The organism is Streptomyces nojiriensis (assembly GCF_017639205.1).
Classification (GTDB): Bacteria; Actinomycetota; Actinomycetes; order Streptomycetales; family Streptomycetaceae; genus Streptomyces; species Streptomyces nojiriensis.
Genome location: NZ_CP071139.1, coordinates 3,508,580 through 3,528,584 on the forward strand (window position 1 = coordinate 3,508,580; position 20,005 = coordinate 3,528,584).

Annotated in this window: 16 protein-coding genes; 14 read left to right on the top strand and 2 right to left on the bottom strand. The window is 73.2% G+C overall.

What is annotated here, in order from left to right; translation table 11 throughout:
* Nucleotides 1–108: 108 nt before the first annotated feature.
* On the bottom strand, nt 109–645 hold the full coding sequence (locus JYK04_RS16345) for an HNH endonuclease (RefSeq protein ID WP_189737015.1): 537 nt from the start codon (nt 643–645) through the stop codon (nt 109–111).
* A gap of 286 nt (nt 646–931) precedes the next feature.
* Here JYK04_RS16345 and JYK04_RS16350 point away from each other — a divergent pair, with 286 nt between their 5' ends.
* The 10 genes from JYK04_RS16350 (at nt 932) to JYK04_RS16395 (ending at nt 13,138) form a co-directional block, all read left to right on the top strand.
* Nucleotides 932–2,014, top strand: a complete 1,083-nt coding sequence (locus JYK04_RS16350) for a mechanosensitive ion channel family protein (protein ID WP_373297425.1) — start codon at nt 932–934, stop codon at nt 2,012–2,014.
* 193 nt (nt 2,015–2,207) lie between these two features.
* Nucleotides 2,208–3,437 (top strand): ROK family transcriptional regulator, encoded by a 1,230-nt coding sequence (locus tag JYK04_RS16355; RefSeq protein ID WP_189737017.1) that lies wholly within the window; start codon nt 2,208–2,210, stop codon nt 3,435–3,437.
* A 167-nt stretch (nt 3,438–3,604) separates the two neighbouring features.
* The gene (locus JYK04_RS16360; protein WP_189737018.1) at nt 3,605–4,939 is read left to right on the top strand and encodes an ABC transporter substrate-binding protein; all 1,335 of its coding nucleotides are present in this window, start codon (nt 3,605–3,607) and stop codon (nt 4,937–4,939) included.
* A gap of 4 nt (nt 4,940–4,943) precedes the next feature.
* Nucleotides 4,944–5,888, top strand: coding sequence for a carbohydrate ABC transporter permease (locus tag JYK04_RS16365; RefSeq protein ID WP_189737021.1), 945 nt, complete (start codon nt 4,944–4,946; stop codon nt 5,886–5,888).
* Nucleotides 5,885–6,739 (top strand): carbohydrate ABC transporter permease, encoded by an 855-nt coding sequence (locus JYK04_RS16370; RefSeq protein ID WP_189737023.1) that lies wholly within the window; start codon nt 5,885–5,887, stop codon nt 6,737–6,739. The genes JYK04_RS16365 and JYK04_RS16370 overlap by 4 nt, the downstream gene beginning before the upstream one ends.
* A gap of 5 nt (nt 6,740–6,744) precedes the next feature.
* Complete coding sequence (locus JYK04_RS16375) at nt 6,745–8,010, top strand: 6-phospho-beta-glucosidase (protein WP_189737025.1); 1,266 nt, start codon at nt 6,745–6,747, stop codon at nt 8,008–8,010.
* Entirely contained in the window at nt 8,001–8,990 is a 990-nt protein-coding gene (locus JYK04_RS16380; protein ID WP_189737027.1) for an N-acetylglucosamine kinase, read from the top strand. Before JYK04_RS16375 ends, JYK04_RS16380 begins: the two co-directional genes overlap by 10 nt.
* Before the next feature lie 256 nt (nt 8,991–9,246).
* Nucleotides 9,247–10,605, top strand: coding sequence for a hypothetical protein (locus JYK04_RS16385; RefSeq protein WP_373317598.1), 1,359 nt, complete (start codon nt 9,247–9,249; stop codon nt 10,603–10,605).
* 170 nt (nt 10,606–10,775) lie between these two features.
* Complete coding sequence (locus JYK04_RS16390) at nt 10,776–11,726, top strand: glutamate ABC transporter substrate-binding protein (RefSeq protein WP_229875292.1); 951 nt, start codon at nt 10,776–10,778, stop codon at nt 11,724–11,726.
* 107 nt (nt 11,727–11,833) lie between these two features.
* Nucleotides 11,834–13,138: a coiled-coil domain-containing protein gene (locus tag JYK04_RS16395; RefSeq protein ID WP_229875237.1), complete on the top strand. Its 1,305-nt coding sequence runs from the start codon at nt 11,834–11,836 to the stop codon at nt 13,136–13,138.
* 70 nt (nt 13,139–13,208) lie between these two features.
* On the opposite strand, the gene JYK04_RS42395 is transcribed toward JYK04_RS16395, so the two are convergent.
* On the bottom strand, nt 13,209–13,535 hold the full coding sequence (locus JYK04_RS42395; protein WP_425282269.1) for a hypothetical protein: 327 nt from the start codon (nt 13,533–13,535) through the stop codon (nt 13,209–13,211).
* 10 nt (nt 13,536–13,545) lie between these two features.
* Here JYK04_RS42395 and JYK04_RS16400 point away from each other — a divergent pair, with 10 nt between their 5' ends.
* From JYK04_RS16400 to JYK04_RS16415, 4 genes are read left to right on the top strand one after another with little or no spacing between them, the layout of a single operon-like run.
* A complete protein-coding gene (locus JYK04_RS16400; RefSeq protein ID WP_425282270.1) occupies nt 13,546–15,984 on the top strand; it encodes a serine/threonine-protein kinase in 2,439 nt (812 codons plus the stop codon).
* A gap of 3 nt (nt 15,985–15,987) precedes the next feature.
* Nucleotides 15,988–17,517: a PP2C family protein-serine/threonine phosphatase gene (locus tag JYK04_RS16405; RefSeq protein ID WP_189737033.1), complete on the top strand. Its 1,530-nt coding sequence runs from the start codon at nt 15,988–15,990 to the stop codon at nt 17,515–17,517.
* A gap of 60 nt (nt 17,518–17,577) precedes the next feature.
* A complete protein-coding gene (locus JYK04_RS16410; RefSeq protein WP_189737036.1) occupies nt 17,578–18,912 on the top strand; it encodes a VWA domain-containing protein in 1,335 nt (444 codons plus the stop codon).
* Between the two features lie 45 nt (nt 18,913–18,957).
* Nucleotides 18,958–20,004 (top strand): FHA domain-containing protein, encoded by a 1,047-nt coding sequence (locus JYK04_RS16415; RefSeq protein WP_189737504.1) that lies wholly within the window; start codon nt 18,958–18,960, stop codon nt 20,002–20,004.
* Nucleotide 20,005 lies beyond the last annotated feature (1 nt).

Consider the following 20,005-nt stretch of genomic DNA (forward strand, 5'->3'; position numbering starts at 1 on the left):
TCCAGCCCCGCCGGCGTTTGAGGCGCGGGGTCCGGGGCGGAGCCCCGGGAGGCCGGGCCGCAGGTCCCGCCGGGCGCAACCCCACACGGAACCGGCGGCCCTGCGGAGCTAACTGGCCGCGACCCCGATCCGCTCCAGCGCGTCCTCGGCCCCGTACGGCTGGAGATACGGCATCCACCGCGGATCCCGGTGCCCCGTGCCGATGATCCGCCACGCCAGCCCGGACGGCGGGGCCGGCTGGTGGCGCAGCCGCCAACCGAGTTCCAGCAAGTGCCGGTCGGCCTTGACGTGGTTGCACCGGCGGCACGCGGCGACGACGTTGTCCCAGGCGTGCTGGCCGCCCCGGCTGCGCGGAATGACGTGGTCGACGCTGGTGGCGACGGCGCCGCAGTACATGCAGCGACCGCCGTCCCGCGCGAACAGTGCGCGCCGGGTGAGTGGAACGGGCCCCCGGTAGGGGACCCGCACGAAGCGCTTGAGCCGTACCACGCTGGGCGCGGGGACGACCCTTGTCGCGCTGTGCAGATAGGCGCCGGATTCCTCCAGGGAGACCGCTTTGTTCTCCAGGACGAGGACGAGCGCGCGGCGGAGCGGTACGACGCCGAGGGGCTCGTACGACGCGTTGAGGACCAGGACGTGCGGCACGGACTGCCTCCTTGTACGCCGGCGGCGCGTGGCTCGCGCCGGGACGATCTGCTCTCCAGTCTCTCCTTAGGGCTGGTCGAAACGCCACCACTCGCCCGTAACGGGTCCGAGGTGTTTTCAACCACAGTCAGTCATCCCCAGGTGAGTCTGGTCTCTCCCTCGAACACGGCACCAAGGTGAAGGGATTGCCCCGTTAGTGTGGATGGCCTGCCCCGCATGTCCCCGGATCCGTCCGGGGGCTCCCCCCGGTTCCGCGGGCAGACCGCTACACCTGGAGGTTCCCGTCGTGCCCTGGCCCGCCGCTCTGCTGCCGTTGGCAGCCGACGTTCCGGACGCGCCCGCATCGGTCAAGGAGGCGCAGGAGAGCGTCACCGAGGCCGCCAGCTTCATCGAGCAGAACTGGGCCACCTGGCTGAGCATCGGCCTGCGGATCCTGCTGATCGTCGTGATAGCGGCGGTGATCCGCTCGGCGGTCCGCAAGGCGCTGACCAAGCTGATAACCCGGATGAACACCAGCGCCGAGGCGGTGGAGGGCACCGCTCTGGGCGGACTGCTGGTCAATGCGGAGCGGCGGCGCCAGCGTTCGGAGGCGATCGGCTCGGTACTCCGGTCGGTGGCCTCGTTCCTGATCCTCGGCACGGCCGCGCTGATGGTCCTGGCCGCGCTGAAGATCGACCTGGCCCCGCTGCTGGCGAGTGCCGGTGTGGCCGGTGTGGCCATCGGTTTCGGCGCCCGGAACCTGGTGACGGACTTCCTGTCCGGCGTCTTCATGATCATGGAGGACCAGTACGGCGTCGGCGACAAGATCGACGCGGGTGTGGCCTCGGGCGAGGTCATCGAGGTCGGACTGCGCGTGACCAAGCTCCGCGGGGACAACGGCGAGATCTGGTACGTGCGCAACGGCGAGATCAAGCGGATCGGCAACCTCAGCCAGGGCTGGGCGACCGCGGGCGTGGACGTGCAGGTCAAGCCCTCGGAGAACCTGTCCCGGATCCGCGAGGTGGTCAAGGAGGTCGCCGACGCCATGGCCAAGGAGTCCCCGTGGGACGAGCGCCTGTGGGGTCCGGTCGAGGTCCTGGGCCTGGACGAGGTGCTGCTCGCCTCGATGACCGTGAAGGTCTCCGCCAAGACCATGCCCGGCCAGCAGTTCGCGGTGGAGCGGGAGCTGCGCTGGCGGATCAAGGAGGCCTTCGACGCCGCGGGCATCCGGATCATCGGCGGTGCGCCGGCCCTCGACGAGGAAGAAGAGGCCCCGGCGGACCCGTCGGCCTCGGTCGCCGCGCCGTCCGCCCTCGCGAACCCGGCCTCCCCGCAGTCGCTGGCCACCGCCCCGATCCCGCCGCCGGCCGGCCCGCGCATCACCAAGTAGCCGCGTAGCCACGTAGCCGGACAGCGAACAACCGAACAGCCCAAGGGCCGCACGTCTCACGAGCCCCGCTCGCCCCGCCGCCCCGCAGGTCATCCGTGAAATGACACAGCCTGCGGGGCAGCGGCATTGACACACTTCAACAGGTGATAGGAAACTTACCTAACAGATCACCTCGGTGAGGGAGAGCCGCTCGATGCCCGCCGCCACGCCCGGAACGCCCAGCCTGTTGCGCGCCATGAACGACCGGGCCGCACTCGAACTCCTGCTGACGCACGGCCCGCTGTCCCGGACCCGCATCGGGCACCTGACCGGGCTGTCCAAGCCCACCGCCTCGCAGCTGCTCGCCCGCCTCGAAGCGGTCGGGCTCGTCGTGGCCACCGGCACGGACGGCGGACGCCCCGGCCCCAGCGCCCAGCTCTACGCGATCAACCCGCGGGCCGCCTACGTCGGTGGTCTCGACGTCACGCCGGAGCGGGTGCTGGCGGCCGTCGCCGACCTCACCGGCACGGTGGTCGCCACCCACGAGGTCCCCTACACCGAGGGCGCGGACGCCGTCACCCAGGTGACCGAGGCCCTCGACGGAGCCGTCGAGTCCGCCGGACTGCACCGCACCGGCCTGCGCCGGGTGGTCATCGGCACACCGGGCGCCTTCGACCCCCAGACCGGCCGCCTGCGCTACGCGAGCCACCTCCCCGGCTGGCACTCCCCCACCCTCCTGGAGGAGCTGGCGGCGGCCCTGCCGATGCCCGTCGAGTACGAGAACGACGTCAACCTCGCCGCCGTCGCCGAACAGCGGCTCGGCGCCGCCCGCGGCCACGAGGACTTCGTCCTGCTGTGGAACGAGGAAGGCCTCGGCGCCGCACTGGTCCTGGGCGGCCGGCTGCACCGCGGCTGGACCGGCGGCGCCGGCGAGGTGGGCTTCCTGCCCGTGCCGGGCCGGCCCCTGGTCCGGCAGGTCACCCGGGCCAACTCCGGCGGGTACCAGGAGCTGGCCGGTGTGGAGGGACTGCCCCGGCTCGCCGCGGAACTGGGCGTGGAGCCCGTGGACGCCCCCGCTGCGCCCGGGTCCCCCGGAGCACCGCACGGACCGGAGGTCGCCGCCGCCGTCGCCCTGCTCGCGCGGGCCGCCGCCGCCCCCGAGGGGGCGCACCTGCGGTTCCTCCAGTCGTACGCCACCGCGCTGGCCACCGGTCTCGCCTCGGTCGTCGCCGTGCTGGACCCGGAGATCGTGGTCCTGTCCGGGGCGGCGATCAGCGCGGGTGGCGAACCGCTGCGCGCGCTGCTGGAGGCCGAACTCGCCGAACTGGCCCCCTCCCGGCCCCGGCTGGTCCCCGGCGAGGTGCGGGAGCGGCCCGTCCTGTACGGCGCGCTGGAGAGCGCGCTGGCCGCCACCCGGGACGAAGTCTTCGACACCTCGGGCTGAACCGCCCGGCGCCCGCCGTCCGCGCCCTCCCCCGCACCACATCCCCCGGACCCCTGCACCCCGTACCCCGTACCCCGGCACCCGCACACCGGCACACCCGCACGGCCCACCGCCACCCCCACCGGCACCCCCCACGGAAGTTCCTCCCGCAGAGAGCGAGCCCCGCCATGCCCAGAACCGGACGCCTGACCACCGCGACCGCCGTCCTCGCGGCGATATCCGCCCTCGCCACGGCCTGTACGGGCCAGGGCGCGGACACCGCCTCCGACGATCCGAAGGCGGACGTCACCCTCAACTTCTGGCACGGCTGGTCCGCGCCGAGCGAGGCCAAGGCCATCGAGGAGAACATCGCCCGGTTCGAGAAGGCGCACCCGAACATCAAGGTCCAGGTCACCGGCAACATGACCGACGACAAGATCAACCAGGCGCTGCGGGCGGGCGGGGACAAGGCCCCCGACGTGGTCTCCTCCTTCACCACCGACAGCGTGGGCAAGTTCTGCAACTCCCGCGCCTTCGCCGACCTGAACCCCTTCCTCGCGAAGTCCGGGGTGGACAAGACGAAGGTCTTCCCCAAGACCCTGCTGGAGTACACGCAGTTCGACGGCAACCAGTGCACGCTGCCGCTGCTGCACGACGCGTACGGCCTCGTCTACAACAAGACCGCCTTCGCGGCCGCCGGCATCACCGAACCCCCGAAGACCTGGAGCCGGTTCACCGAGGTCGCGCAGAAGCTCACCAAACTCAAGGGCGACTCGTACGAGCAGGTCGGCCTGATGCCCACCTTCCACGGCTACGAGACCAAGCCGACGCGGCTCGCGGCGCAGTGGGGCGCCACGTACTTCGGCGCCGACGGCAAGTCCAACCTGGCCGGGGACCCGGCCTTCGCCAAGATGCTGACCGCGCAGAAGGACCTGGTGGACAAGCTCGGCGGCTACGAGAAGCTGGAGCGGTTCCGCAACACCTTCGGGGACGAGTGGAGCGCCGAGCACCCCTTCCACACCGGCCAGGTGGCCATGCAGATCGACGGCGAGTGGCGGGCCTCGATGGCGAAGGAGGCCGGCGTCCCCTTCGAGATCGGCACCGCCCCGCTGCCCGTCCCCGACGAGCAGGCCGCCGACTACGGCAAGGGCTACGTCGCCGGCACGATCATGGGCATCGCCTCCGGCAGCAAGAAGCAGAACGCCGCCTGGGAGCTGGTCAAATACATGACCACCGACACCGAGGCGGTGGTGGCCTTCGCCAACGCCATCCACAACGTGCCCTCCACGCTGGCCGCCCTGGAGTCCCCGAACCTGCAGGTGACCCCGGAGTTCAAGACCTTCCTCGACATCGCCCGGCACCCGAAGTCCAGCTCCACCCCGGCCAAGGCCGACGGCGGCACCTACCAGCTGACCTTCGAGGACTTCGCGTACGGGGTCGAGAAGGGCGACGTCACCGACATCCCCGCCGGTCTCGCCAAGACCGACCAGCAGATCGACACGGACATCGCGAAGGCGAAGTAGCCCGATGACCGGCGCCCACCCCCTGCGATCGAAGCGGCGGCGCTCCGCCCTGCGGACCGCGGCCTTCCTCTCTCCCTGGCTGATCGGCTTCGCCGTCTTCTTCCTCTACCCGCTGCTGTCCACCGTGTACTTCTCCTTCACGAGGTACGACGGCTTCCGGCAGCCCGCCTTCAACGGCCTGGACAACTGGAGCTACGTCTTCACGGACTATCCGCTCTTCTGGCCGGCGATGCGCAACACGCTGTGGCTGGTCCTGGTGATGGTCACCTGCCGGGTCGCCTTCGGCCTCGGCATCGGCCTGCTCATCACGAAGATCAAGACCGGGACCGGGGTCTTCCGGACCCTGTTCTACCTGCCCTACCTGGCCCCGCCCGTCGCCGCGACCCTGGCCTTCGTCTTCCTGCTCAACCCCGGCACCGGACCCGTCAACACCCTGCTGGACGCGGTGGGACTGCCCACCCCCGGCTGGTTCACCGACGCCGACTGGTCCAAGCCGGCCCTGACCGCCCTCGCCCTGTGGGGGGTCGGCGACCTGATGGTCATCTTCATGGCCGCGCTGCTCGACGTGCCGAAGGAGCAGTACGAGGCCGCGGAGCTGGACGGGGCCGGCGCCTGGGCGCGGTTCCGGCACATCACCCTGCCCAACATCTCGCCGATCATCATGTTCGCGGTGGTCACCGGGGTCATCCAGGCCATGCAGTACTACGCCCAGCCGCTGGTGGCGGGGAAGGTCGCGGCCGGGGTGATCGGCGGCTCGGGCCAGCAGTTCGAGCCGGGCTACCCGGACAAGTCCACCCTGACGCTGCCCCAGCTCGTCTACAACCTCGGGTTCCAGCGCTTCGACTACGGCACCGCGTGCGTCGTCGCGCTCGTCCTGTTCGCCCTCTCCATGGCCTTCACCGCGCTCCTGATGCGGCGCCGTGGCGGTCTGATCGGAGCAGGTGAATGAGCAGCGCGCACACCGGACGGAGATCCTCCAGGGCGGTACTGCACTGGGTCGGGGTGCACTCGCTCGGCGTGGCCGCCGCCCTCTTCTTCGTCCTCCCCTTCGTCTTCCTCCTCCTCACCTCCCTGATGGGCGACCGGCAGGCCCTGACCCGCGACCTGTGGCCCGACACCTGGGAATGGGGCAACTACGCGAAGGTGTGGCACACCCCGGGCTTCCTGACCTGGTGGCGCAACACGCTCCTGTACGCCGGACTCGGCACCCTGTTGACCGTGGTCTCCTCCGTGCCCGTCGCGTACGCGCTCGCCAAGTTCCGCTTCCGCGGACGACGGCTCGCGCTGCTCCTCGTGATCGCCATGATGATGCTGCCGCCGCAGGTGGTGGTCATCCCCATGTACCTCTTCTGGGCCAAGCAGCTCGACCTGTCGGGCACCCTGTGGCCGCTGATCGTCCCGATGGCCTTCGGCGACGCCTTCTCCATCTTCCTGCTCCGCCAGTTCCTGCTGACCATCCCCGACGAGTACCTGGACGCGGCCCGCGTCGACGGCTGCGGCGAGGTGCGCACCCTGCTGCGCGTGGTCCTGCCGATGGCCCGCCCCGGGATCGCCGCGGTCGCGCTCTTCCAGTTCTTCTGTGCCTGGAACGACTACTTCGGCCCGCAGATCTACGCCTCCGACAATCCCGCCGCCTGGACCCTCAGTTACGGACTGGAGTCCTTCAAGGGGGCGCACCACACCAACTGGAACCTGACCATGGCCGCGACCGTACTGGTCATGGCACCGGTGATCGTCCTCTTCTTCTTCGCCCAGAAGGCGTTCGTCGAGGGAGTCACCCTGACCGGCGTGAAAGGCTGACGACGATGAAACTCGCAGTGGTGGGCGGCGGTTCCACCTACACCCCCGAACTGGTCGACGGGTTCGCACGGCTGCGCGACACCCTGCCCGTCAGCGAGCTCGTACTGATCGACCCGGCCACCGAACGGCTGGAGCTGATCGGCGGCCTGGCCCGGCGGATCTTCGCCCGGCAGGGCCACCCGGGCCGCGTCACCACCACCTCCGACCTCGACGCGGGCATCACCGGGGCCGACGCGGTCCTGCTCCAGCTGCGCGTCGGCGGGCAGGCCGCGCGGCTGCGGGACGAGACCTGGCCGCTGGAGTGCGGCTGCGTCGGGCAGGAGACCACGGGCGCGGGCGGGCTCGCCAAGGCGCTGCGCACCGTCCCCGTGGTCCTCGACATCGCCGAGCGGGTCCGGCGGACCAACCCGGACGCGTGGATCATCGACTTCACCAACCCGGTCGGGATCGTCACCCGGGCCCTGCTGCGGGCCGGGCACAAGGCCGTCGGGCTGTGCAACGTCGCCATCGGCCTGCAGCGGAAGTTCGCGGCCCTGCTGGACCTGGCGCCGGCCGACCTCCACCTGGACCACGTGGGCCTCAACCACCTCACCTGGGAGCTCGGCGTGCGCCGGGGCGGCCCGGACGGCGAGGACCTGCTGCCGGGTCTGCTCGCCGCGCACGGCGAGGCCGTCGCCGGGGACCTGCGGCTGCCGCGGGCGGTACTGGACCGGCTCGGCGTCGTGCCCTCGTACTACCTGCGCTACTTCTACGCCCACGACGAGGTCGTCCGGGAACTCGGGACCAAGCCCTCGCGGGCCGCCGAGGTCGCGGCGATGGAACGCGAACTGCTCGCCCTGTACGGGGATCCCGCGCTCGACGAGAAGCCGGCGCTCCTGGCGAAACGGGGCGGCGCCTTCTACTCCGAGGCCGCCGTGGACCTGGCCGCCTCCCTGCTGGGCGACGGCGGGCCGGCCGTGCAGGTGGTCAACACGTACAACAACGGCACGCTGCCCTTCCTGCCGGACGACGCGGTCGTCGAGGTGCAGGCCCGCGTCGACGGATCCGGCGCCGTTCCCCTGGCGGTACCCCGGCTGGACCCGCTGTTCTCCGGGCTGATCTCGCACGTGAGCGCGTACGAGGACCTCGCGCTGGACGCGGCCGTGCACGGCGGGCGCGAGCGGGTCTTCAAGGCACTGCTGGCGCACCCGCTCATCGGCCAGTACGACCTGGCCGAAGGACTCACCGACCGGCTCCTCGCGCACAACAAGGAGCACCTGCCATGGGCGTGACCCTCGCCTCGGTGCTGGCGATCGACGCGGGCAACAGCAAGACGGACGTGGCGCTCCTCGCCCCGGACGGCTCGGTGCTGTGCTCCGGCCAGGCCGGGGGCTTCCAGCCGCCGCGCACCGGGGTGGCCGCGGCCGTCGACGTGCTCGCCGAGGCGATCGCCGACGCCGGGCTGCGCGCGGGCCCCGGGGCCGGGCCGCTGGCCGAGCGGGTGTCGGCGTGCCTGGCCAACGCCGACTTCGCGGTGGAGGAGCGGGAGCTGGCCCGGGAGATCGAGCGGCGCGGCTGGGGCCGTACGACGGCGGTGCACAACGACACCTTCGCGCTGCTGCGCTCCGGGCTGCCTACGGGCGCCGATCCGTGCGGGGTCGCGGTGGTGTGCGGGGCGGGCATCAACTGCGTCGGGATGACCCCGGACGGGCGGACCGCGCGCTTCCCCGCGGTCGGGCGGATCTCCGGCGACTGGGGCGGCGGGGGCGGACTGGCCGAGGAGGCCCTGTGGTTCGCGGCCCGGGCCGAGGACGGGCGGGGCGGGCCGACGGAGCTGGCCCGGGCACTGCCCGCGCACCTCGGGCACCCGTCGATGGCCTCGCTGATCGAGGCGATGCACCTGGGCCGGGTGCCGCACGCGCGGCGGCACGAGCTGACACCGGTGCTGTTCGCGGTGGCGGCCGCCGGGGACCCGGTGGCGCTGTCGCTGGTGCACCGGCAGGCGGACGAGGTGGTGGCCATGGCGTCGGTGGCGCTGGGACGCTTGGGTCTGCTGGGGCAGGAGGTACCCGTGGTACTGGGCGGCAGTGTGCTGGCGGCCGGACACCCGCAGCTCAACGACCGGATCGCGGCGGGCCTCACCGCACGCGCCCCGCGCGCGCGGACCTGCGTGATCACGGCCCCACCGGTGCTCGGTGCCGGCCTGCTGGGCCTGGACGCGCTCGGTTCCCCGCCCGAGGCCTATGAAAAACTCCGTGCCCATTTCGGGTGAACCCGCCCCGGAAGCCGTCCGGTCTGGAACCGTGGCGCCCATACGGACGTATTGACGGAGAAGGGGCAACGAAGGGGGGCCCTCGGGGACGGATCGCCCTGGATCCAGCACCGGGTGCTGTGGTCGACCGGCACTACGGCCATACTGCTGCGCAGGGGGTGCCTCCCAGCGTCGGCTGGAGGACGACAGGACCGAGGGGGAGGTCACGGTGGCGATCACATCACGCGCGCCCGCGCCCGGGGGTGGTACTTCCGTGCTGCCCTCCGGGCCGACGGCGCCACCGCCCGACGGGCCGCCCGGGCGGACCGCCTGGGCCGAGGGCGTGGAGCGGCTGCGCGAGGCGGCGACCACCGAGCCGGGCCGGCTGCGGATCATCGGCGCGGTACTGGCCGCCCTGATCGTGCTGTTCGGCACGGTGAGCGTCTGGGAGATCTCCGACCGGGCCTCGGCCGCCGACGACGTGGTGGGCCGCAGCCAGCCGCTGAGCGCGGAGGCGGCGAGCATCTACCGCTCCCTGGCGGACGCCGACACGACCTCCTCCAGCGGGTTCCTGCTGGGGGCCCAGGAGCCGCGTGAGGTCCGCCAGCGGTACGAGAAGGACATCGCCAACGCCTCCAAGCTGCTGGTGAGCGCGGCCGCCAACACCGGCGGCAACGAGGACTCCCGCCGGCAGATCACCGTGCTGAGCGAGCAGCTCCCGCGCTACACCGGCCTGATCGAGCAGGCCCGGGCCACCAACCGGCAGGGCCTGCCGCTGGGCGGCGCCTACCTCCGCTACGCCAACGAGCAGATGACCACCCAGCTGCTGCCCGCCGCCCAGCGGCTGTACGAGTCGGAGACCAAGCGGCTCTACACGGACCACGACGACGCCCGGTCCTGGCCGCTGGCCTCGATCGGTCTGGGCCTGCTCGCCGTCGGCGCCCTCGTCTGGGCGCAGCGGCGCAACTACCGGCACACGAACCGGGTCCTCAACCACGGACTGGTGGCCGCGACGGCCGCGTCGGTGGTCGTACTGCTGTGGCTGGCCGTGGGGCACACGGTGGCGCGGGCCTCGCTGAGCGAGGCCCGGGCGGACGGGCAGGAGTCGATGAAGGTGCTCAACGACGCGCGGATCGCCTCCCTGCAGGCGCGGGCCGGGGAGAACCTGACGCTGATCGCGCGGGGCGCCGTACTGGCCGAGGACAAGAAGTCCGACAAGTACGACGTGGACTTCACGAACAACATGAAGCAGCTGGACGCCGGGCTGGCGACCGCGCTGCGGCTCGCCGACGACGCGGCCGGCCGGGACCCCGTCAGCCGGGCGGCGGACGGCGTGAAGCAGTGGAAGCAGCGGCACACGGCGGCCCGGGAGGCGGACTTGAAGGGGGACTACGAGGCCGCGCTGCCCCAGGTCGTCGGGGACGAGAAGCACAAGGAGAGCAGCGGCGCCGCCTTCGACACGGTGGACGCCTCCCTGGAACAGGCCGTCGCCCACGAGCAGCGGGAGTTCACCCGGTCCGCCCAGGACGGGGTCGGCGCGCTGGGCGGGCTGGTGACAGGGGCCGCGACCCTGGCGGTCATCGGTGCGGCAGCGGCTCTGCTCGGCATCGGGCGCAGGCTTTCGGAGTACAGGTGAGCGCGATGCGGATACGAGCGAGGCGGGCCGCCGAAGGTCACGAGAACCACGGGAACGACGAAGCCCGGGAGAGCCGGCCGGGCCGGGCCGGGCGGGCGGCGACCGCCGGCGCGGCGTCCGGCATCCGCCGCGCCGCGAGCCGGCTGCGCGGCTGGGGCGGGGTGAGCGCGATGGCCGTCGCCTGCGCGACGACCGCCGCCGTCGCCCTGCTGCCGCTGGCCCACGCGACGCCCGACACCGGCCGGCCGGCGGTCCACCGGCCCGCGTCCATGGCGGCGGCCCCGGCCGCGCCCTGGGCCCTCACCGACACCTGCCAGGATCCCGAGGCCAGCCTGCGCCCCTCCGATGTCGACGGGGCGACCATCGCGCGGATCAAGGCGGCCGGCAAGCTCGTCGCCGGCGTGGACCAGAACAGCTTCCGCTGGGGCTACCGCAACCAGACCGCCGAGGGCAGCCGTCTCGACGGCTTCGACATCGACCTGGTCAAGGCCATCGCCAAGGACATCCTCGGCGACGAGAACGCGGTCATCTACCGGGCCATCCCGACCAGTCAGCGCATCCCCGCCCTCCAGGAGGGACGCGTCGACATCGTCGTGCGGACCATGACCATCAACTGCAAGCGGCTGGAGGACGTCGCCTTCTCGACGGCCTACTTCGAGGCCGGACAGCAGGTCCTGGCCCCCAAGGGCTCGCCGATCACCGGGTACGACCCCTCGCTGAAGGACCGGCGGATCTGTTTCGCGGCCGGTTCCACGGCGGAGGCGGCCCTGAAGGCCCAGTCGTACGGCTCGGTGCCGGTCACCGTCGCCAACCAGCTGGACTGCCTGGTCCGGCTGCAGCTGGGCGAGGTCGACGGCATCATCACGGACAACGCCCTCGCGGCCGGTCAGGCCGCCCAGGACCCCTCGGTGCAGCTGGTGGGCTCGCCCTTCACCCGCGAGTTCTACGGGGTGGCGATGAACAAGGACGCGTCGGACCTGGTCCGCCGGGTCAACAAGGTGCTGGAGAACTACCGCGCGGGCGGCGGCGACAGCCCCTGGATGAAGGCGTACCTCAAGCACCTGCAGCCCGTGCTGCCCGGCGTGACGGCACCCCCCGCACCCAAGTACCGGGACGGCTGAGGCCCGTGACGGTTTCGGACACGGGACCGGACGCGGGGCAGGATACGAGGACGCACACGGAGGCGGCGGAAGCGGAGGCACAGTCGGTGGAGGCGGGGTCTGCAGTGATGGACCGGGACGACGTCGACCGTGCCCTGGCCCGGCTGGGCGCGGAGCACGAGGCCGTCGAGACCTCGCTGCTCGCCCTGCAGGACCATGCCGGGCGCCGGCTGCTGGAGGGCGCCGCGCTGAGCGGGACCACCAAGGAGCGGTGGACGGCCGCCGACGCGGACATCACCCGGCTGTGGACGTACTTCGACGCCTACAGCGGGGCCCTGGCCGCCGCCCGGGAGGTACGGGAGCGGCGCCGCTGGCCGAACCGCGAGGACCTGGTCGAGCTGACCGAGCGGCTGCGCGGGCCGGGAGTGCTGATCGCCGGGGCCGCCGCCGAGGGCGCCGCGCTGGCCGAGCGGCTCTCGCTCGCCGAGCTGGTGGCCCGGATGAACGGCCTGTACGCGCGCTCGCTGGACGTGGTGGTCGCCGCCGACGCCGTGTGGTCGGCGCTGCCCGCCCGGATCGACCTGCTCGCCGCCGAGTTGCACCGCACCCGCTCGCTGGCCCACTCGGTGGGCGTGCGGCCGGGCGAGCACCCTTCCGGCGACGACCTGGAGGACATCACCGCCGAGCTGACGGAGCTGCGCACGCGGGTGATCGCGGATCCGCTGGCCTTCTGGCTGCCGGCGACGGGCAGTTCCGCGCCCGGCGGCGGCCGGCCGGACACCGGGCGCTACGACCGGGCCGCGCTCGCGCTGGAGGACGTACGCCGCGAGATCGAGGCGGTGCTCGACGTGCGGCAGGACGCCGAGCAGCGGCTGATCGCCCTGCGGGACGTGCTCTCGCGGGCCGACCGGACCCTGGCGGAGGCGCGGACCGCGCGCGGCGAGGTGCTGGCGAAGATCGCCGCGTCCGAGGTGCCCGCGGTGAGCGGCCCGCCCACGGTGCTCCAGGAGCAGCTAGCCGCGGCGGCCGAGCACCGGCGCCAGGCCCGCTGGCACCGGCTCTCGCCCCTGCTGGAATCGCTGGAGGAGCGCGCCGAGGAGGAACTCCGGCGGGCCCGTGAATCGTTGACCGCCGTGACGGCGCCACTGGCCGTACGGGCCGAGTTGCGCGGGCGGCTGGACGCGTACAAGGCGAAGGTGGCCCGTCACGGGATGGCGGAGGACCCCCTGCTGATCGAGCGGTACGACGCCGCCCGGCGGATGCTGTGGAGCGCGCCCTGCGACCTGCGGGCCGCCGAGCAGGCCGTCCTGCGCTACCAGCGGGCGACGGCGGAGTCACTGCTGCCGCCCCAGGACCGGCCCGAGCAACCCCGACACGAGCAACCACGACACGAGGAACAGCGGCCCGACGGGCCGGGGGAGGAAGACGCATGAGCCTGATCGGAACCGCGTGCGTTCGTCCCGACTGTCCCGGGGCGTACGAGGACATGGGCGGCGGCGAGGTCTACTGCGACACGTGCGGGCTGGCGCCGATCGGCTCGATCGCGGCGGGCGCGGACGAGCTGGTGTCGCCGCCGACGGGGATGACGAGCGCGGCCCGGGGCTCCCTGGGCTCCGGCGGGTCCCGCGGCTCGATGGGCTCGCAGGGCTCCCACGGCTCGGCGCGGTCCTCGGCCTCGGCGCGCTCCTCCCGGTCCTCCTCCTCGCGCCGCTCGGTGTCCGGGCGGCTGTCGCGCTCGGTGTCGGGGACGGCGTCCACCCGTTCGGTGTCGGTGCGCAGTTCGGGCTCGGCGGCCTCGGGCCGCAGCCGGCTGGGTGCCGGGCTGGTCAACGTGCCGGAAGTGCCGCGTCCGAATCCCTCGACCGCGGTCCTGGAGAACCCGGAGGTGCCGGAGCGAAAGCGGTTCTGCTCGCGCTCCGACTGCGGGGCCCCGGTGGGCCGCTCCCGGGGCGACCGGCCGGGCCGGACGGAAGGGTTCTGCACCAAGTGCGGGCACCCGTACTCCTTCGTGCCCAAGCTGCGCACCGGTGATGTGGTGCGCGGCCAGTACGAGGTGCTGGGCTGCCTCGCGCACGGCGGCCTCGGCTGGGTGTACCTGGCCGTGGACCGGGCGGTCGCGGACCGCTGGGTGGTGCTCAAGGGCCTGCTGGACACGGGCGACCAGGACGCGATGGAGGCCGCGATCTCGGAGCGGCGCTTCCTCGCGGAGATCGAGCACTCCAACATCGTGCGGATCTACAACTTCGTGGAGCACCTGGACCAGCGGACCGGTTCGCTGGACGGGTACATCGTCATGGAGTACGTCGGCGGCAAATCGCTGAAGGAGATCGCGAACGAGCGGCGCCGGCCGGACGGGCGGCGCGACCCGCTGCCGGTGGAACAGGCCTGCGCCTACGGCATCGAGGCGCTGGAGGCGCTCGGACACCTGCACAGCAGGAACCTCCTGTACTGCGACTTCAAGGTCGACAACGCGATCCAGCAGCAGGACCAGCTGAAGCTGATCGACATGGGCGCGGTACGGCGGATGGACGACACCGAGTCGGCCATCTACGGCACGGTGGGCTACCAGGCCCCCGAGGTCGCGGAGCTGGGCCCCTCGGTCGCCTCCGACCTCTACACGGTGGCACGGACGCTGGCCGTGCTGACCTTCGACTTCCAGGGCTACACCAATGTGTTCGTGGATTCGCTGCCGGATCCCGAGCACATCGAGGTGTTCCGGCGGTACGAGTCCTTCTACCGGCTGCTGGTCCGGGCCACCGACCCGGACCCGGGGCGGCGGTTCTCGTCGGCGCAGGAGATGGCGGACCAGCTGACGGGCGTGCTGCGGGAGGTGGTCGCCCTGCAGACGGGTCGGCCGCGGCCGCAGCTGTCCACCCTCTTCGGCCCGGAGCTGCGGGTTCCGGACACCCGGCTGTTCGCCGACGCGGCCGACACCGCCGTCTCCCGGCTGGGCTACCGGCCGATCGCCTCGCGGCGGGGCGGCGGACTGTTCGGGCTCGCCGGCCGCGGCCGGGGTGTGGCCGGAGCGCACGCGGCCGGAGCGCACGCGCCCGGCGGCGCCGCCGTGGCCGGGGCGACGGCCGCCGGGGCGCTCGGCCCGCGGGGCCGTACACCTGCCGGTGGGACCCCGCCCGGCGGCACGCCCGTGCCCGGGGCGGCCGGCGGCGGCGTGCCGGGTCCGTGGGGACCCGCGACCGGCGTTTCGGGGGCGGGCACGGCCGGGCTCGGGACCACCGCCACGCATGTGACGGGTGCGCCGGTGCCGGGTCCGCGACCCGCGCCGTCCGGCGAGGTCCAGCGCGCGGGGGCCGCACCGGTACCCGTACTCCTGTCCCCGGAGCCGGCCTCCGCGAGAGCGACGCCGCTCGACGCGCGCGACAGCGCGCTGGCCCTGCCCGTACCGCTGGTGGACGCGGCCGACCCGAACGTCGGTTTCCTGACGGGTCTGCTGGCCTCCGCGCCGGGCGACCTGCTGGGCGCACTGAGCGCGGCGCCGGCCGACTCGGCCGAGTTGCGGCTGCGGGAGCTGCGGGCCCGCCTGGAGCTGGGCGAGCTGCCCGAGGCCGGGCACACCCTGGCGGACCTGGAGGCCCGGCATCCGGACGACTGGCGGGTGGTGTGGGCCCGCGGCATCGCCTCGCTGGCCACCGGTGACGACGAGATAGCGGCCCTGTCCTTCGACGCGATCTACGACGCCTTCCCGGGCGAGCCCGCGCCGAAGCTGGCCCTCGGGCTGTGCGCGGAGGTGCTGGGCCAACTGGACAACGCCGCCGAGTACTACCGCCTCGTGTGGATCACCGACCCGGGGTTCGTGAGCGCGGCCTTCGGGCTGGCCCGCGTCCAACTGGCCACCGGGGACCGGGACGCGGCCGTGCGCACGCTGGAATCCGTACCGGAGTCGTCCATCCACTACACCGCCGCGCGGGTGGCGGCCGTACGCGCACGTCTGCGCGACCGGTCCCCTCAGGAGCCGCTGTTGGCCGACCTGGCGGCCGCCGCGGACCAGGTGGAGGCCTTGCGGCGGTTCGGACTGGACCCGGAGCGGCAGGAGCGGCTCGCGACGGAGGTTCTGGGCTCGGCCCTGGACTGGGTACTGTCGGGTGGTCGGGGTTCCGACCCCGGCCGGACCTCGCTGCTCGGCAGTCAACTGGACGAGCGGGGCCTGCGCTTCGGACTGGAGCGCTCGTACCGCGTCCTCGCACGGCTGGCGCGGCGTGGCGAGGAGAGGATCGAACTGGTGGAGCGGGCAAACCGTTTCCGTCCCCGGACGTGGGTGTGAGTGATGTCGATGCATCGGCTGTCGGGCTGCCCCAGCTGCGCGGAACCCCTGGAGGAGGGTGACCGTTTCTGCGGCGTCTGCGGCTACGCCGTGAGCGCTCCTCCCCCGGCCGCCGTGGACCACCCGACCATCCCTATCCCACCGGCACCACCGGCGCCGCCGGCACCACCGGCGCCATCGGCCCGGCCGGCCGCCGCGGGCGCCGCGGCGGGCGGTTACGGGAGCCCGGCCCCCGGTGTCCCGCACGCCGCCGCCGAGCCCGCCCCCGGCTGGGGCAGCGTGGCCGCGGCCGCGCCCACGCTGGTCGACGAGCCGGCCGCCTGGACCGCCACCCCGGCGGAACCGGATCCGGAACCGGAGCCTCGGCAGGGCCCGGCCGGGGTCACCTACGCGGCCTCCGGCCACGGGAACCCGTACGGCACCGGCACCCCGCCGGAAGGCACCCCGTGGGGCGCGGCGGAGCACCCGTACGGCGCCGCGGACGGCCCCGAGACCCGCCACGACCGGCCCGGGGAGGACCCCGGCACTCCCGCGGAGGGGGCGCCCTGGGGCCCGGGCGAAGCCCCGTACGAGAATCCGCCCCTGCCCGGCGGTGCGGCCGGCGGGAAGACCTGCGTCGCCTGCCGTGCCGGGCACGTCGACACCGACGGGTACTGCGAGCACTGCGGGCACGCGCAGCCCCGCGAGCGCGACCACATCGAGGAAGAGCTCGGGAGCGTCGCCGCCGTCACCGACCGGGGACTGCGCCACCACCGCAACGAGGACTCGTTCGCCGTGTCGGCCACCGCCCTGCCCGACGGCTCCGCCACCACCGTGGCCATCGTCTGCGACGGCGTCTCCTCCGCCAGCCGACCCGACGAGGCGTCGGCCGCCGCGGCCGTCGCCGCCAACGAGTCGCTGCTCGAAGCGCTCCCGCGCGGCGCCCACCCCCAGGAGGCCATGCACGAGGCGATCCTGGCCGCCGCCGCAGCAGTCAACGCCCTGGCCCCGGAGACCCCGGGCGCGCAGAACGCCCCCGCCTGCACCCTGGTCGGCGCCGTCGTCGGCGGCGGCCTGCTGACCATCGGCTGGGTGGGCGACAGCCGGGCCTACTGGGTCCCCGACGACCGCGCCGCCCTGCCCCGCCGCCTCACCGAGGACGACTCCTGGGCCGCCCAGATGGTCGCCGCCGGTCTGATGGGCGAGGCCGAGGCCTACGCGGACGTCCGCGCGCACGCCATCACCGGCTGGCTGGGGGCCGACGCGTACGACCTCGACCCGCACACCGCGACCTTCAAGCCCGACCACCCCGGTGTGGTGGTGGTCTGCACCGACGGACTGTGGAACTACGCGGAATCCGCGCGGGAGATGGCCCAGGTGGTACCCGCCGACGCCGCGACCCGCCCGCTGCACAGCGCCCAGGTACTGGTGGGGTACGCACTCGACGGCGGCGGCCACGACAACGTCACCGTGGCGGTGGTGCCGTTCGCCATGCACCCCGAGCAGGAACCGGGACCGGATGCGGAGCCGGGCCCGGCGGCAGGACCGGAATAGGAAGTGGAAGCGCGCCCGCAGGTCTGACCCGCCTGCCCGAGCCCCCTAGGAGTCCAACCGATGGCGAATTTCGCCAAGCCGATTGCCCCACGGTTCAGCGTGGAGGTGTACCAGAACGAGTTTCTCCCCGAGGGCGGACGGGACGTCCACGCCATCGTCACGGTCACCGCCACCGGCGGTGCCACCGCCACGCGCACGCCGGTCGCCGACAGCACGGCGGCCGTGGTGCTCATGGTCGACTGCTCGGGGTCCATGGAGTACCCGCCGGAGAAAATGCGCGGCGCCCGTGAGGCCACGGCTGCCGCCATCGACACCCTGCGCGACGGCACCGCCTTCGCCGTGGTCGCCGGTACGCACGTGGCCAAGGAGGTCTACCCCGGCCAGGGCCGCCTCGCGGTCGCGGACGCGACCACCCGCGCCCAGGCCAAGGAGGCCCTGCGCGGGCTGAGCTCCGGCGGCGGCACCGCCATCGGCACCTGGCTGCGCCTCGCCGACGGCCTGCTGCGCGGCTCCACCGCCGCCATACGGCACGGTGTCCTGCTCACCGACGGCCGCAACGAGCACGAGGAGCCGGCCGTGCTCCGCGCCACCCTCGACGCGTGCGCGGGCCGCTTCACCTGCGACGCCCGCGGGGTGGGCACCGACTGGGACGTCAAGGAGGTCACCGGGATCGCGCACGCCCTGCTCGGCTCCGCCGACATCGTGGCCGACCCGGCCCACCTCGCCGAGGACTTCACGCGCATGATGGAGAACGTCATGGGCAAGGAGGTCGCGGACGTCGCCCTGCGCCTGTGGACCCCGGTCGGCGTGGAGATCCAGTACGTCAAGCAGGTGGCTCCCGTCCTCCAGGACCTGACCGACCGCCGCACCGAGGCGGGCCCGCGGGCCGGCGACTACCCGACCGGGTCGTGGGGCGACGAGTCCCGCGAGTACCACGTGTGCGTCCGCGTCCCGACGGCCACCGTGGGCCAGGAGATGCTCGCCGCCCGCGCCACGCTCGTACTGCCCGCCACGGGGGGCGGGCCGGACGAGAAGCCGACCGTCCTGGCCCAGGGCCTGGTGCGCGCGGTGTGGACGAACGATCTGGCGGCGTCCACCGCCATCAACGCCCAGGTCGCCCACTACACCGGACAGGCGGAGTTGGCGGAGGCTATCCAGCAGGGCCTGGAAGCCCGCAAAATGGGCGATGTGGGGGGTGCCACGGCCAAGCTGGGGCGTGCGGTACAACTGGCGAGTTCCTCCGGAAACGCCGACACAGCACGACTCCTGGCGAAGGTGGTGGATGTGGTGGACGCGGTGGCGGGTACTGTGCGGCTGAAAGCGAAGGTCGCCGATGCCGACGAGATGACTCTTGACACGCGTTCGACGCAGACCGTCCGAGTGAAGAAGACCTGAGAACCTGACGTGATGACGCAGGGAGAAGAAGGGGGAAGCGCCGCCATGCCGACCTGCCCGAACGGGCACCAGTCCGCGTCCGACGACTGGTGCGAGGTCTGCGGCCATCGCATGGCTGCCTCGGAGGGACCGCCCCCGGTGCCCTCCTACGGCTACGGCTTCCCCCCGACCGCCGGTGAACCGACCGCCCAGGCAGAGCTCTGCCCGCAGTGCCGGACCCCTCGCGAGGCCATGGCCCCGTTCTGCGAGGAGTGCCGCTACAACTTCCTGACCCGTACTCCGACTCCGACTTCGTACGCGCCGCCGGCCCCGGAACCGGGACCCCAGGCGACGGGTGCCGGGGTCGGTGGCGGTGCCGGAGGCCGCGGTACGCCTCCGCCGCCCGTGCCCGCTCCCGGGACCTACTCCCAGGACCACTTCGAGTACCAGGGCTCGCGGCCGTCCCGGGTCAACCGGCCGGCCGAGCCGCTCCAGCGCGAGGACGACTGGCTGCTGCCGCCGCCCGCGCACGAGTCGCCGCTGGAGTACCAGCAGGCGCCGCAGCCTCCGCAGCCCCAGTACCAGCAGCAGCCCCCGCCGCCGCAGCGGGAGTACCAGCAGGAGTACCAGCAGCAGGGACCGCCGCCCCAGCAGCAGTACCAGCAGCAGCCTCCGCCGCAGCACCAGCCCTTCCCGCCCCAGGGCGGGGGCGCCTGGAGCGCGACGGTCGGCCCCGACCGCTCGTACTTCATGGCGATGATGCAGCGCAGCGGCCCCGAGGCCGCCGGGCTCAACCTGCCCGCCTACTCCCCGGAGCAGCACCTTCCGCTGTCCGGCGGCCAGATCACCATCGGCCGCCGCCGCGCCTCCACGGGCGAGTCCCCCGACATCGACCTGTCGGTGCCCCCGGAGGACCCGGGCGTCTCCCACCAGCACGCGGTGCTCGTCCAGCAGCCCGATCTCAGCTGGGCGGTGGTGGACCAGAACTCCACCAACGGCACCACCATCAACGGCGGCGAGGAGCCGATCCAGCCCTACGTCCCGGTCCCCCTCGCCGACGGCGACCGGGTCCACGTGGGCGCCTGGACGACGATCACGATCCGCCGCGGCTGAT

Excerpts from the sequence above, each read along its gene's own strand:
- JYK04_RS16355 (WP_189737017.1), top strand. The coding sequence starts at position 2,208 with ATGCCCGCCGCCACGCCCGGAACGCCCAGCCTGTTGCGCGCCATGAAC.
- JYK04_RS16360 (WP_189737018.1), top strand. The coding sequence starts at position 3,605 with ATGCCCAGAACCGGACGCCTGACCACCGCGACCGCCGTCCTCGCGGCG.
- JYK04_RS16365 (WP_189737021.1), top strand. The coding sequence starts at position 4,944 with ATGACCGGCGCCCACCCCCTGCGATCGAAGCGGCGGCGCTCCGCCCTG.
- JYK04_RS16370 (WP_189737023.1), top strand. The coding sequence starts at position 5,885 with ATGAGCAGCGCGCACACCGGACGGAGATCCTCCAGGGCGGTACTGCAC.
- JYK04_RS16375 (WP_189737025.1), top strand. The coding sequence starts at position 6,745 with ATGAAACTCGCAGTGGTGGGCGGCGGTTCCACCTACACCCCCGAACTG.
- JYK04_RS16380 (WP_189737027.1), top strand. The coding sequence starts at position 8,001 with ATGGGCGTGACCCTCGCCTCGGTGCTGGCGATCGACGCGGGCAACAGC.
- JYK04_RS16390 (WP_229875292.1), top strand. The coding sequence starts at position 10,776 with ATGGCCGTCGCCTGCGCGACGACCGCCGCCGTCGCCCTGCTGCCGCTG.
- JYK04_RS16395 (WP_229875237.1), top strand. The coding sequence starts at position 11,834 with ATGGACCGGGACGACGTCGACCGTGCCCTGGCCCGGCTGGGCGCGGAG.
- JYK04_RS16405 (WP_189737033.1), top strand. The coding sequence starts at position 15,988 with ATGTCGATGCATCGGCTGTCGGGCTGCCCCAGCTGCGCGGAACCCCTG.
- JYK04_RS16410 (WP_189737036.1), top strand. The coding sequence starts at position 17,578 with ATGGCGAATTTCGCCAAGCCGATTGCCCCACGGTTCAGCGTGGAGGTG.
- JYK04_RS16415 (WP_189737504.1), top strand. The coding sequence starts at position 18,958 with ATGCCGACCTGCCCGAACGGGCACCAGTCCGCGTCCGACGACTGGTGC.